Genomic DNA, 12738 nt, shown 5'->3' on the forward strand with positions numbered 1-12738 from the left:
CTGATCGTCACCTGCCGGCTTAACGGCGTTGACCCCGAGACGTGGTTGCGTTACGTCATCGGTCATATACAGGACTGGCCGGTGAACCGGGTCCGCGATCTGCTGCCATGGAAGGTCGAGCTTCCCTCTGCCTGAACGTCAATACGGTCTGAATGCGACGCTTACGGATTACTTAAAAGGTTATGATATCTAAATAAAGCGGGGATTTTCCCCGCTTTTTCTTTGTTCCTTCCCCTCGAATTAATTCCCCCCCGTCAAATGTCAGAAATGCAATTTCCAGGTAGGTAGTGAACCGGATTGTGCCCGATGATAGATCTAGCTTGCTTCTTTACCTGTAGTCACCACACCTGACGCAGGATTTAAAAATCCTGCAAGTTGCTTTATAAACAATGAGTTAGTGTGTTGGTTTTCTGTTGCGCTATTAATTCAGCGGTCGGCATTCCGGCTATCCAGTCTGAGATTAACCGGCAGGTAAAAGATGGTGAACTTATCCGGCTGGAAGCCGGGCTGATGCTGCCAAAATCCACCTTTGAAACAGAAAAGGCCATTCTGCGCCATATCGCGGAAGGGAAAGGCAGCGTCACGCCGCTGATGGCGTCGGTGCCTGAACAGTATCTTACGGGACTGACGGCAGGGCAGCAGGCCGCCACGCGCATGGTTCTGGAAAGCGCCGACCGCTTTACGGCGGTGCAGGGCTATGCCGGTGTGGGTAAAACCACACAGTTTAAAGCCATGCTGGCCGCTATGGAGACGTTGCCGGAAGACCTGCGGCCGGAGGTGGTGGGGCTGGCACCCACGCACCGTGCCGTTGAGGAAATGAAAAGCGTGGGCGTCCGGGCGCAGACGCTGGAATCCTTTATCTGGGAGGACAGACAGGCCCGGATGAACGGTGAAAAGCCGGACTACGGCAATACGCTGTTCCTGATTGATGAGGCGTCAATGATTGGCAACCGTGCGATGAGTGAGGCTTACCAGGCCATTGCCACCGGCAGCGGGCGGGCCATTACCAGCGGTGATGATGCGCAGTTGCGGGCCATCGAGCCGGGACAGCCGTTCCGGCTGATGCAGCAACGCAGCGCCGTTGATACCGCCATTATGAAGGAGATTGTGCGCCAGACGCCGGAACTTCGGGAGGTGGTATATGCCATGATTGAAGGTCAACATGCGCTCGCACTGGAGAAGGCTGAAAACGTATCGCCGGATGTGGTGCCGAGGGAAGCCGGGGCATTTATTCCGGCATCATCCGTTGAGCAGGTCAGCCCGGATAAAGAACAGGCGAAGGCGTTACGTGATGCCGGGATGCCAGCCAGTGTGACGGAGGCGATAGCGGCTGACTTTGCGGGACGTGCAGCCGAAGCCCGCGACAATACGCTGACGGTGGCGCATCTCAATACGGACAGGCAGGAAATAAACCGCCTGATACATGACAATCTGTACAGGGCAGGCATAACGAAAAACGAACAGGAGATTACTGTCCTCGACCCGGTTCGCGTCCGTCACAATGAGCTTCGGAGCCTGACGGGATGGGCGGCTATGACGGGAAAAGTTGCCCTGATTAACCGGGAATACTGGACAGTCGGCAGCACTGACCGGCAAAACGGGCTGGTGACGCTTACCGGGCATGACGGGCGGGAGAAAATCCTGTCACCGTTCGAGAACAGCACCGAGGATGCACAGATTTATCAGCCGAGGATTATCAGCGTCAGTGAGGGCGACAGAATGCGGTTTACCCGTTCTGATGCCGAGCGCGGTTATACCGGAAACAGCTTCTGGAACGTGGAACAGATCGACGGACAAAGCATGACCCTTCGCAGCCAGGATGGTCAGCTTACCCGTCGTCTTGACCTCAATGATCCGGCAGATATGCATACCGACCTGGGATATGCCGTCACGGCCTACGGTGCTCAGGGGGCCAGTTCCCGGTTTGTCATTACGCTTGAAGGGACTGAAGGAGGGCGAAAGCGGATGGCAACAAAGGAAAGTGGCTACGTTACGTTGTCCCGTACAAAAGAGCATGTGCAGGTTTACACTGATGACAGAGCCGGATGGCTGGCTGAACTCAGTAAAAACAAGGGGGATCGTACCGCCCATGATTATCTGATGGCGGGTGAGGATCGGGGCAGCAGGACGGCAGAGGGGATTCTGTCCTGGGCCTCCCCCCTTGCCGATGTTGCAGCAGGCCGGGCGTTGCTGAAAAACTATGGGCTGGCTGAAGGCGAATCACAGGGCCTGTTTGTGCCGGGCGTCAGGCGGCATCCGGAGCCGGGGCTGGCATTCGCGCTGTGGGACAGTAACGGCAACCGCTCAGGCGTGGTTATTCTGACGATAAATGCAGATGAGCGTAACGGCGTGTCCTTACCCGGTGATTTCAGGGTCATTGGCAGCAGTGATGCGAGGTTTGCGGGGATACAGCAGAGCCGGAACGGGGAAAACCGCATCGCGGAGAGCCTGCCTGAAGGGTTGCAGCTTGCGCAACAGTATCCCGACAGCGGCGTGATCGTCAGGATGGAGGGCGACGGTTTACCGCTCAATATCAGCCGTATCACCGGCGCTGATCAGGTAGTCGATGACAATCTGACCGCGCAGTTGGCCCGCAATGTGACAGAGAAACCGGAAGACCCCCTTCCCTTCATTCCTGAGCCGAAGGAGAACGCTGAACAGGAGGCAGAACGACTTGCCCGTGAAGCCCTGGAAAAACAGGGTAAAGGTGAGAAGGATATTCGTCCGGAAGATGTACTCGCCGCCATCGGCGAGTCGGAGGATGATATCCATACCGGGCTGCTGGCCGGTAAGCTGAAAGAGGATGAATATCCGCTTACCGGGCGGGATATTGCGGCGGCGCTGGGCGAGAAATCGCCGGAGAAAGAGCCGGAAGCAGAGAGTCAGCCCGATCAGTCGCTTCATCTGAAGCAAATCGAGCGGGACATCGTGAAAGAAAAATCTTTCGAGGACTGACGCCGGTTGCTATGCCTTTTCCGGCAGCAGCCGGATAACGGAAAAGCCTTCCTCATCAGGCCGCTGTTCGCTTTTTAAATGGCATTGCTCAAGTAACGGAAATACGCCTGAAATATCACCGGTGAAGCGGATCTCCAGTGGTTTAATCAGTTCGCCACTGTCACTGAATGCAGGATGGAGTTCTGCTTTCGGGGTATACACCGCGCTGGCCGTTGCTGATTCCCTGTGATAACTACGCCATTCCTGCTGTGACAGCAGAAAGTCCAGCCAGCCCATTGTTTTCAGCGTTTCAATAAAATACGTGAAGCGGAATAACACGCTTTGTTTCGCCAGTTCGCCCGTACTGGAACGCCAGATGTACTCCACCTTGCGGTGCAGCCTGGCACCAAAACCGTAGCGCTTCCCCTGGTCAAGAAGCCAGAGAATGTCCTGTGCGACCGAGCGGGGGAACAGCTTGCGTTTTTGCGCGGCAGCCAGCCACTGCATGATGAAAATGTGTATCTGTAAATCTGTGCGAATTTTGCCCTGTTTCTGCGACAGCTTTACTGCAACCAGCAGGCACCATGCCAGGTGCGCCAGTTCTTCAGTCGGGCGTTTCTGATAAAAGACAGTCAACCAGTACCACTCCATTTTTTTCGTCGCGCGGAAGGATAGCATATTGCCTCCCCGGTCGGGAGCAGGGCTACCGCCTTCGCTGCGCTCAGTTGGTCAACCCCGGAAACGGGTAAAAGCAAGTTTTACCCGCCCCCGGTGTTTCTGTTAAAAATCCAAAGGAATCATGATGATGCTATTTTCATGCGGAAGACTGGTCAGGGCCAGCTTTCTTTGTCTTCCCCTGCTGTCTTCTCTGCCCTTCCCCGCCGACGCGGGGATATCGACGGCTCCGGATATTCAGGTGGGTTTTTCTCCTGAAGGGACTGGCCGACTTCTGGTGCTGAACACCATCGGTTCCGCGCAGCAGAGTATCCGGATGATGGCCTATTCCTTCACCGATCCGGACGTAATGAAAGCGCTTATTGCCGCGCATCAACGGGGCGTGGATATAAAAATCGTTATCGACGAGAAAGGCAACCACAACAGAGCCAGCATGGCGGCAATGAATCTGATTGTGAATGCCGGTATTCCGTTGAGGACAAACAGCCGCTTCCCTATCCAGCATGATAAGATTTTAATTGTTGATAATCATACAGTTGAGTCAGGAAGCTATAACTTCAGCAGAGCGGGAGCGAGTAAAAATTCGGAGAACGTGGTGGTGATGCGCTTTATGCCCGCCATCGCCAGCCAGTACCTGTCTCACTGGCAGTCCCGCTGGGAAATGGGAACAGACTGGCAATCGACCTACTGATAACGGCGTACAGGTGGCCTCTCACTGACAGGGGTGATCCGTGCGCCAACACAGATCACCTTTTCGATAAAAGTTAAGTCGCTGATTTACCGATTCTGTAGTATTCTCTGCGGGACGATCCTTTTTTGATCTTTGAGGAGGCAGAGATGTCGCAAGCCGTAAATGCAGCAACTTCCTCATCGAAACGTGCTTACAGAAAAGGTAATCCATTATCTGTGTCTGAACGACAACAAGCACTAATGGAGCGCCGAAAAGAAACCCATAAAGAAATCAAAGTTTACGTTCCAACTGTTCTGAAAGAGCGTTTACAGAACTTGTGTGAGGCTGAAGGCGTTTCTCAGGCAGAAATGATCAGTCGGCTTATTGCCGATGCAGGTATCCCACAGAAGTAAACAATGTTATGGGTTAACGTTCTTGAGCGCAAAATGAATCGGTGCTAAATTGCTGTCCAGAATTAAGAAATTTTGGCGGGCCACGCCGTAAGGTGGCAGGGAAAAGGTTCGACGGTGGATTCACCAGAGCCTGAAAAACGAAAACCCCGATAATCTCATCACTTTGGCGGGCGAGAAGATTAATCGGGGTCAACTAAAACTGCATAGAAGCTGTTGCTCTATGCAGGGAGTATATGTGCATGCTCAGAAAACTGCAATACCTTCTGTGCTACCTGCTCCTTCCGTGCAACATAAGCGCAGGAAGGTGTGGCTGACGCTCAGGCCCTGTTCACTCACTATCGGCAGGTCAAAAACCCGAATCCGGAATTCACCCCGCGTGAGGGCAAAAAGACGCTGCCGTTCTGCCGCAAGCTGATGGCGAAAGCCGAAGGCTTCACGTCCCGTTTTGATTTCTCAATGCATGTAGCCTTTGCGCGTTCGCTGGGTGTGCGTCACCGTATGCCGCCGTTGTTGCGCCGCCGCGCCATCGATGCGCTGCTACAGGGGCTGTGTTTCCACTATGACCCGCTGGCTAACCGCGTCCAGCGCTCCATCACCAATCTGGCCATCGAGTGCGGGCTGGCCACCGAATCGAAAAACGGCAATTTGTCCATCACCCGCGCCACGCGGGCGCTGAAGTTTATGGCGGAGCTGGGGCTGATTACCTACCAGACCGAGTATGACCCGCAGATTGGGTGCAACATCCCGACCGATATCACCTTCACGCCAGCCCTGTTCTCGGCGCTGGATGTTTCTGACGTGGCCGTTGCGGCCGCGAGGCGCAGTCGCGTGGAGTGGGAAAACCAGCAGCGTGAAAAACAGCGTCTCCCCCGGCTGGACATGGACGAACTGATAGCCAAAGCCTGGCGGTTCGTGCGTGAGCGGTTCCGGAGCTACCAGTCCGAGCGCAAATCGCACGGGCTGAAGCGCGCCCGCGCCCGCCGTGACGCTGACCGTAACCGCCGCGATATTGAAACCATCGTGAAGCGGCAACTGACGCGTGAAATTGCCGAGGGCCGCTTTACCGGAAACCTGGACGCCGTGCGTCGGGAACAGGCAAGGCGTGTAAAAGAGCGTATGCTGATGTCCCGTGGCAACAACTATACGCGGCTGGCAACGGCCACCACCTGACCCCTTCTCCTTTTATTAATCCGGCTGACCCCGGAGGGTTCTGCACGTCTGTTACTCACCGTTGCTTATTATCTGAGCGAACGGGCATGGAGGCCATCCATTATCCCCTCTCTTTTCCTGCAAAACTGTGCTGAAATTTTGTTGCCGGTGCCATCTTTGCCCGCTGAATTCAGTTACCCACCATTAACTGCAAGGGAACTTTCCATAAGGTTACAACCGTTATGGTTTTAAACCGCCAGCCGGAGTGATTTCAAAGTGCGTGGTTCCCTTTAAAAACCTGCTCAGTACTTCTTTTAAATACCTTTAATCTTTTTCATATAAACAGATAACCTGTTCATCGCCTGCCCAGAGGACAGTCTCAGAGAGTGCCCGCCCTTGCAGCGGACTCACGTCCGCGCCGGTTCGACAAAAACAAAGTTACCACCCGTCGCTACGCGACAGGCACTGTAAGGCATCTGAATTTAGTTACAGCATTCAGAATCCGTTCCCGCAAACCCAGAATGTGCATATCTGTAACCTCATCACCCCACCCACCACTGAAAAGCGGCCCCGCCCCGGCCAGAGGCCGGAACAGAGTCGCTTTTAATAATGGATGTTGTAACTAGAACCAAGTCTCTTTGAGAAGTATCGCTGGAAGGTCTGGATTAACACGCCCGTAAGCGGCCCTCACGGCCCGCTAACGCGGAGATACGCCCCGACTGCGGCTACGCCTTGTCGTGACCACTCCGACAGCGCACAAAAGCTTCTGTATCGCTTTTAGCGGGTTTTAGTCTGGCAGGGCGAAGGGATGGATTGGTGTAACCTGTCAACAACGTAACCGGCTGCGCCGGGCTACGGCGCCATTCAGCGATAGTGCCATATTCAACACCCTCTGGCGCCTCCATGTCGCTTCGCGCCATTCAGGGGTAGTGACCGGGTAGCTGTGATAACTGCCAACTTTCAGGCAACTACCTGAAAGCCGTGAGGCTGAACTGGCGTAAGCAACAGGGGGTATGGGGAAGCCGGGCAGAGCTGGATGAGGCTGCGCACCGGTACACGCAGCGGCTGGCCGAGGGGATAATGGATAACGGTATTTTTATCGGTGGTGACGAGACCAATTCTTACCGTCTGTATGATTATGCGGAAAAACATTACGCATGGGCCATGCGCTGAGCGGATGCAGACGGTTCCTGATGCCACTTTGTTGTCGTTCCGGTTAAAATACTCTCAGTTTGACAGCAGGCGGGTTCCCGCCAGAATTTTGTGGACAGAATAAAGAAGGGAAAGAGCACTCAGTGACGCTGACAGAAAAATCGGGCCATCTGGCATGGTGTGCCCTGGTGGCGCTTGCGCTGGCCAGACAGAACGGAGATGTGCTGTCACCGGCACAGGAAAATCTCTTTCTCACCCGCTGGCTGGCGACCGCGCTGAAGCAACGACGTTTTTCGCGTGATGTGGCGCCCGATATCGAGTGGCTTCTGAAACAGGGACGCCAGCTGGGTGTCAGCGCGAAGCTGGCCAGTAAGCTGAATTACCTCTGGCGCTCCTGCACCGGCGAACTGTCTGAGCAAAACGACCTGTTCCGGCTGACCTATGCCCTGGAAACCGCGAAGGACATGAGCTGGAATTACCGTCTGTTGAGCGATCGTGAATGGTCCGGGCGGTATGCCTTAGCCCTGAATGCCGGCGTGAACGGCATTTATCTTTCACGGACCAACCTCGATGTAGCTTTTGACGATAATGGCAGACAGACAAATCCGCTGACAGCGCGTCTGACGGGGAACGTAGCGGGGGTGATGAAGCTGTTTAACCGCTGTGGCTGGCAGGCAAAGCCTGAATCTGGTTCCTCCCTGCCCTACCAGTATTCGCTGATGGCCAGACAGGGAGTCTCAGGAAAGGATTAGTGGCTGAGTTGTGCCAGCTCTTCCTCTGTCAGACCGGTTGCTTCCAGCACGGAAGCATGAGGCATCCCCATTTTCAGCAAACTGCGGGCAACTTCCAGCTTGCCTTCCAGCTTGCCTTCATTGCGACCTTCCTGCCTGCCTAGCTGAATACCCTGCTGGATGCCCTTCTCGATACCTTTCTTTTCGAGCTGTTGTGCGATGGTCATGAGAGCGTCTCCGTGTTGCGGCACACGCTGTGCCAGTTCGCGTACAAAGGCTTCGGCGTCGGATGTTTCGCCTGCCTGCACTATATAGTGTACCAGCGATATTACCTGTGATGAAGACAGATATCCGGCCAGCAGGATGGGCGCCAGCCGGTCAACCAGTTCTGCCAGGTCCCGCTGGTGAATATGCTTTTGCAGTAAAGTTAATGCGGCCATACTGCGATGGCCAGCGATTTCATCATCAGGAATGACCGTAACGTCAACCAGCGGGAAAGCGCTGCTGTAAAGTTTGCCAGCCAGCGCCGGATCGTCAAACTCATCAAGCCACCGTGTGGAGTACGGATACGGGCTGCGTTTACCCGTATAGAAGAGCACCGGTATCACCAGTGGCAGTTTTTTATGCCCTGCCTCCAGATGGCGCTGCATGGCGGCCACCGCATAGCGTATCAGGCGGAAAGCCATATGCTTGTCCGGCGTTGACTGGTGCTCGACCAGAACATGAATATATCCGTCACCAGCTGTGGTTCTCAGGCTGTACAGGACGTCGCTAAAATACTGGCGGAGATCATCCTCGACAAACGAGCCTGATTCCAGCTTCAGTGTGCTGAGATCACAGATATTGCGCAGCTCTGCGGGGAGGTGCAGATCCATAAAATCTCTGGCGACTTCGGGCTGAGTCAAAAACTGCCTGAATGTTGCATCATGTGGCGTGGGCGTCCTGTTCTTCTTTTTCATTGGCTGATAGCCTGTGTATATTACTTTTCTCTATACTACCACGGATAGCTGTAAGCGTCGCATTCAGACCGTATTGACGTTCAGGCAGAGGGAAGCTCGACCTTCCATGGCAGCAGATCGCGGACCCGGTTCACCGGCCAGTCCTGTATATGACCGATGACGTAACGCAACCACGTCTCGGGGTCAACGCCGTTAAGCCGGCAGGTGACGATCAGAGAGTAGAGGATCGCCGCACGTTCTCCGCGATATTGTTGTCGATCTCCGCCCAGCCATTGCTGCAGTACAGGTTTAACGCGTCCCACTGCTTCAGTAGATAGGCGAACGCCTTCGCCGTGTCCGAGTGGCGCGACAGTACCTTCAACGTCTAGGAATTTCAAACTTTTTGAGGGCGCCTGACACTGGGGCTCAGAGATGAAAAACTGACCTTCCTGTTTCGGGGAAAATATGAAGTGGCTGTTTATTGAGCTTTACGGTGGCTTTTTGCCCGGAATGACTGCCGTCGGGCGGCTCTTCCCTGCGTCAGCCCACAAACCGCATTCGCGCGATATCCCTGGCATTATCCACCAGAGTGGCCAGCGGCACCGCCGCCAGCGCACGACGGTATACCATCCTCCCCCCGCACAGGATGCACCTGAACGGATCCACATTCAGCAGACCCTGACTCAGGGCCGCGAAGGTGATTTGTTTCACCGCCGGGTTTTCTTCCTGTCCCAGTGCTTTTTTCACTAACGGCAGCAACTTTCCCACCACACGGTTCGCCAGAAAGCCAAAATACCGTATCATCCTGAAATGCTTCTCCGGGATGTGCTGTATCAGCCGTAATATCATTTCCCGCTGACTTAACTCCAGTGTCCCGTAATGCCCCGTTCTGTGATCCAGGAAGCGCAGGCTGATGCGACTTCCTCCGTCATAGTGCGCCAGCCGGGCACCCGCCACCGGCGGTTTCTTCAGATAACGGCCCAGGTACTTCGCCGTCTGACGCGCATTTTTCGTCGGTTTCGCAAAATACACGTGCCAGTAATCCTCTCCCTGCGCATTTTTTCCCAGACCGAGAATTAAACGCCTCCATTCATCGTAATCCCGGATGTGGGCCAGCGCCGGCGGCAGGCTCAGGGACTCCCATGCCGACAGCAGGAACTGACGCACGTTCCATATCCACCTTTCCCTGACCTTCGGCAACGCGAACGACATTTTTTTCCAGTCACCGTGCGTATTCAGCCCGCCCGTGGTCCACGACAGGTGCAGATGGCAGTTCCAGTTAAGCTGGCGACCGTACGTGTGCAGGGCACCGAAAATGCCGATGGTGAGTCCGCGTTTCTCTGCGGCGTACAGCAGATTGTCGGCCGCCAGAGCAAACAAATGACCCAGGAGCCAGCGGTTGACGGCAAACAGCGGCCACAGGGTATCGGGGAGCGTGAACGTACCGTGTTGGCAAGCCGTGTCGGGCAGGCGAGCCATCATCGTCGCTATCCAGATATCGGTGGCCTTTTTGCCACAGGTCGGGCATCCCCTCCCGTTACAGCTCTGGTGCACATAGCGGTGATGCGTACAGCAGCCGTTCTCACAGCAAAACTCCCGGCTGCCCATCAGCGGCGTGCCGCATGCCAGCATCTTTGTGACGACCTCAACCTCCACGTCCCGGAGCGGGTACGTCTCCATGATGTCAGCCCAGGCCCCGTTGCGCTGGAACAGCGTTTTCATTGGCCGCGGCTGAAAGCCGTTATCACCAGAGTGGGTCATCGGCCTTCATCGCGGCCTCAGTTTCATAGAGGTCGAAGCGGCGGCAATCGTGGCAAAATGCGACGTAGTGGTAAGGGGAGTCCGGAAATAAGCGGTAGAACGTTTCCCAGAAACAGCAGGTGCAGGAGGGGTTGTTACCACCAACAAACTCTTCCAGCACTGACTGATAGGTGTACTTATGTTTGCGGGCTACGTCTTTGAGAGCCTGCTTTACCATTTTTGTGTGAACGAGTTGATGCTCAGGGGAGTGTGACACGGGCTGACCTTTGGTTGATGTGATTCAGAATGACGCCATTCTAACCGATGACGATTTGCAGCCGCCAGGCTGCTTCGTTCATAATCGACAGTCTGAGGGCGCAGTACCCGGTAGACTCATTGTGCCGACTGTTCGGTGTTCACCGAAGCAGTTATCGCTACACACGTAAAAACAGCGCTGAGCCTAATGCTGACCGTGCCGTTAAACGCAGTCTGGTCAGCGAGGTCTGGAATGCCAGTGGGGGTTCCGCCGGTGCCAGAAGCATCGCGACGATGGTCACTACAAAGGGCGTAAAACTCGGCCGATGGCTGGCCGGGCGGCTGATGAAGGAACTGAGTATCAGCAGTTGTCAGATACCGGGGCATAAATACAAACGCGGTGGCAATGAGCATGTTGAAATCCCGAATCTTCTTGCCCGGCAGTTTACCGTTACAGAACCAGACCAGGTCTGGTTCTGTGATGTGACCTACATCTGGACGGGCAAACGGTGGGCTTATCTGGCCGTGGTGCTGGATCTGTTCGCCCGCAAGCCGGTGGGCTGGGCGCTGTCGTATTCACCAGACTCAGACCTCACCATAAAAGCCCTTCAGATGGCATGGGAGTTACGGGGACGGCCATCGGGCGTGATGTTCCACAGTGATCAGGGAAGCCATTATACCAGCCGTAAGTACCGGCAGATGTTGTGGCGCTACCGGCTTAGCCAGAGCATGAGTCGGCGGGGAAACTGCTGGGATAACAGCCCGATGGAGCGGTTCTTCCGAAGCCTGAAGAGTGAATGGATACCGACGACGGGCTACGAAAGCTTCGGGGAAGCACGGTCATCCATAATCCGGTATATCACGGGGTACTACAGTGCTCTCAGGCCTCACTGGTATATACCCGTGATCAATGAAGATGCTTGATTTCGAAGATAATCAGGATCATGCTGACAACTATGAATTTTGAGCTGACCGCAGACCAGAAAATCGCTCTTGAAGCATTACAACGAAAAAGTCGCGATCCCCATATCCGCGACAGGGTTCGTTGTGTGTTACTTTCTTCTGAGGGTTGGTCGACTGCTATGATCGCGCAGTCCCAGCGTATCCATGAAACGATTGTGCAGCGCCATCTGAATGACTGGCTTAACAATGAAAAGCTAAAACCCGAAAATGGCGGTTCCCAAAGTCATCTCAGCGAAGCACAGGCCGCAGAACTTATCGCTTATCTGACGGAAAATCTTCTGCCCACCACTCAGGCCATCATCGTTCTGGTTGAAGAATGGTGGGGTATCACTTACACCGTACCGGGCATGAATAAGTGGCTACACCGCAACGATTTTAGCTACAAAAAGCCAGCAGGCGTGCCGCATAAGTTCAGTGCAGAAGCGCAGCAGGCGTTCATGGCTGCATATAACCAGCTGAAGTGCGATGCGGGTGACGAGCCAATCCTGTTCATCGACGGCGTTCACCCGACACAGGGCACGAAACTGGCGTATGGCTGGATGCCAAAGGGGCGAAAAACTGTGGTGGAAACCAGCGGTAGCCGTACACGGCTGAACCTCATGGGGGCGCTGAATCTGAACGATATTGGCAATACCGTTATCCGTGAATACGACACAATTAACAGCGAAAATATCGCCCGCTTGCTCCCTGTGAAATCCCTGTCGCCCGCAAACGACCACGACGCCCCAACTTCCCCCGCGACTTCAAAATCGCCATGGTGGAGCAGTCGATGCAGCCCGGCGTCAGCGTGGCACAGCTTGCCCGTGAAAATAACATCAATGACAATCTCCTGTTCAACTGGCGGCGTCGTTATCAGCAGGAGCTGTCAGGGACTCCTGCCAGCACGCCAGCACTGATCCCCGTGGCGCTGACCGCTACCGAAAGACCGGCGAGCCCGCTGACACCCTCTGCGGAAGAGTCTCCCTGCTGTGAGCTGGTCCTGCCCGCCGGAACGCTTCGTATCAGCGGAAAGCTGACGCCAGAGCTGCTTCAGATGCTTATCCGGGAAATGCAGGGGAGTTCGCGGTGATATCACTTCCTGCAGGTTCCCGCATCTGGCTGGTTGCCGGCATCACCGA

12 protein-coding genes and 4 pseudogenes are annotated in these 12738 nt (G+C 55.0%); 11 read left to right on the plus strand and 5 right to left on the minus strand.

Annotated features, from left to right (window positions below):
- Both F7Q90_RS22340 and F7Q90_RS22345 read left to right on the plus strand, forming a co-directional pair.
- The coding region (locus F7Q90_RS22340) for a transposase domain-containing protein (RefSeq protein WP_151161057.1) at nt 1-135 on the plus strand (135 nt) is incomplete at its 5' end.
- 264 nt (nt 136-399) lie between these two features.
- Nucleotides 400-2955 (plus strand): AAA family ATPase, encoded by a 2556-nt coding sequence (locus F7Q90_RS22345; RefSeq protein WP_151161075.1) that lies wholly within the window; start codon nt 400-402, stop codon nt 2953-2955.
- Nucleotides 2956-2964: 9 nt separating this feature from the next.
- Here the strand turns inward: F7Q90_RS22345 and F7Q90_RS22350 are convergent, their stop codons facing one another.
- Entirely contained in the window at nt 2965-3612 is a 648-nt protein-coding gene (locus tag F7Q90_RS22350; RefSeq protein WP_237166141.1) for a DUF2913 family protein, read from the minus strand.
- Between the two features lie 124 nt (nt 3613-3736).
- On the opposite strand from F7Q90_RS22350, the gene F7Q90_RS22355 reads away from it, so the two are divergent.
- The 6 genes from F7Q90_RS22355 to F7Q90_RS22390 all read left to right on the plus strand — a co-directional run bounded on the left by F7Q90_RS22355 (nt 3737) and on the right by F7Q90_RS22390 (nt 7745).
- The gene (locus F7Q90_RS22355) at nt 3737-4300 is read left to right on the plus strand and encodes a phospholipase D family nuclease (RefSeq protein ID WP_044243685.1); all 564 of its coding nucleotides are present in this window, start codon (nt 3737-3739) and stop codon (nt 4298-4300) included.
- A 146-nt stretch (nt 4301-4446) separates the two neighbouring features.
- Nucleotides 4447-4692, plus strand: coding sequence for a replication regulatory protein RepA (gene repA / locus F7Q90_RS22360; protein ID WP_016193193.1), 246 nt, complete (start codon nt 4447-4449; stop codon nt 4690-4692).
- 239 nt (nt 4693-4931) lie between these two features.
- On the plus strand, nt 4932-5006 hold the full coding sequence (tap, locus tag F7Q90_RS22370) for a RepA leader peptide Tap (RefSeq protein ID WP_100208657.1): 75 nt from the start codon (nt 4932-4934) through the stop codon (nt 5004-5006).
- Nucleotides 4999-5862, plus strand: a complete 864-nt coding sequence (gene repA, locus F7Q90_RS22375) for an incFII family plasmid replication initiator RepA (protein ID WP_151161077.1) — start codon at nt 4999-5001, stop codon at nt 5860-5862. The genes tap and repA (F7Q90_RS22375) overlap by 8 nt, the downstream gene beginning before the upstream one ends.
- 960 nt (nt 5863-6822) lie before the next feature.
- Nucleotides 6823-7014, plus strand: a complete 192-nt coding sequence (locus tag F7Q90_RS22385) for a hypothetical protein (protein WP_006118558.1) — start codon at nt 6823-6825, stop codon at nt 7012-7014.
- Nucleotides 7015-7136: 122 nt separating this feature from the next.
- The gene (locus F7Q90_RS22390) at nt 7137-7745 is read left to right on the plus strand and encodes a DUF2913 family protein (protein WP_006118557.1); all 609 of its coding nucleotides are present in this window, start codon (nt 7137-7139) and stop codon (nt 7743-7745) included.
- On the opposite strand, the gene F7Q90_RS22395 is transcribed toward F7Q90_RS22390, so the two are convergent.
- From F7Q90_RS22395 to F7Q90_RS22410, 4 genes and pseudogenes are all read right to left on the minus strand, one after another.
- A complete protein-coding gene (locus tag F7Q90_RS22395) occupies nt 7742-8683 on the minus strand; it encodes an Rpn family recombination-promoting nuclease/putative transposase (RefSeq protein WP_006118556.1) in 942 nt (313 codons plus the stop codon). The genes F7Q90_RS22390 and F7Q90_RS22395 overlap by 4 nt on opposite strands.
- Before the next feature lie 80 nt (nt 8684-8763).
- Nucleotides 8764-9044: pseudogene (locus F7Q90_RS22400) on the minus strand (transposase domain-containing protein); the annotation flags it as partial.
- 158 nt (nt 9045-9202) lie between these two features.
- Nucleotides 9203-10423 carry an IS91 family transposase gene (locus tag F7Q90_RS22405; RefSeq protein WP_044241692.1) on the minus strand — a complete coding sequence of 407 codons (1221 nt, stop codon included), beginning with the start codon at nt 10421-10423 and terminating at the stop codon, nt 9203-9205.
- Nucleotides 10407-10679 carry a hypothetical protein gene (locus tag F7Q90_RS22410; RefSeq protein ID WP_237166144.1) on the minus strand — a complete coding sequence of 91 codons (273 nt, stop codon included), beginning with the start codon at nt 10677-10679 and terminating at the stop codon, nt 10407-10409. Before F7Q90_RS22410 ends, F7Q90_RS22405 begins: the two co-directional genes overlap by 17 nt.
- 80 nt (nt 10680-10759) lie before the next feature.
- Between F7Q90_RS22410 and F7Q90_RS22415 the strand changes: the two are divergent.
- The 3 pseudogenes from F7Q90_RS22415 to tnpA form a co-directional block, all read left to right on the plus strand.
- Nucleotides 10760-11581: pseudogene (locus tag F7Q90_RS22415) on the plus strand (IS3 family transposase); the annotation flags it as partial.
- A gap of 32 nt (nt 11582-11613) precedes the next feature.
- Nucleotides 11614-12297: pseudogene (locus F7Q90_RS22420) on the plus strand (IS630 family transposase); the annotation flags it as partial.
- A 14-nt stretch (nt 12298-12311) separates the two neighbouring features.
- Nucleotides 12312-12689: pseudogene (gene tnpA / locus F7Q90_RS22425) on the plus strand (IS66-like element accessory protein TnpA); the annotation flags it as partial.
- Between the last annotated feature and the right edge of the window lie 49 nt (nt 12690-12738).

Origin of the sequence: Pantoea stewartii subsp. stewartii (genome assembly GCF_008801695.1) — a bacterium.
Taxonomy (GTDB): Bacteria; Pseudomonadota; Gammaproteobacteria; order Enterobacterales; family Enterobacteriaceae; genus Pantoea; species Pantoea stewartii.

Bases quoted from the DNA above. Each gene is read 5' to 3' on its own strand.
- F7Q90_RS22355 (WP_044243685.1), top strand. From the start codon at position 3,737: ATGATGCTATTTTCATGCGGAAGACTGGTCAGGGCCAGCTTTCTTTGT.
- F7Q90_RS22405 (WP_044241692.1), bottom strand. From the start codon at position 10,423: ATGACCCACTCTGGTGATAACGGCTTTCAGCCGCGGCCAATGAAAACG.
- F7Q90_RS22395 (WP_006118556.1), bottom strand. From the start codon at position 8,683: ATGAAAAAGAAGAACAGGACGCCCACGCCACATGATGCAACATTCAGG.
- F7Q90_RS22350 (WP_237166141.1), bottom strand. From the start codon at position 3,612: ATGCTATCCTTCCGCGCGACGAAAAAAATGGAGTGGTACTGGTTGACT.
- repA (WP_016193193.1), top strand. From the start codon at position 4,447: ATGTCGCAAGCCGTAAATGCAGCAACTTCCTCATCGAAACGTGCTTAC.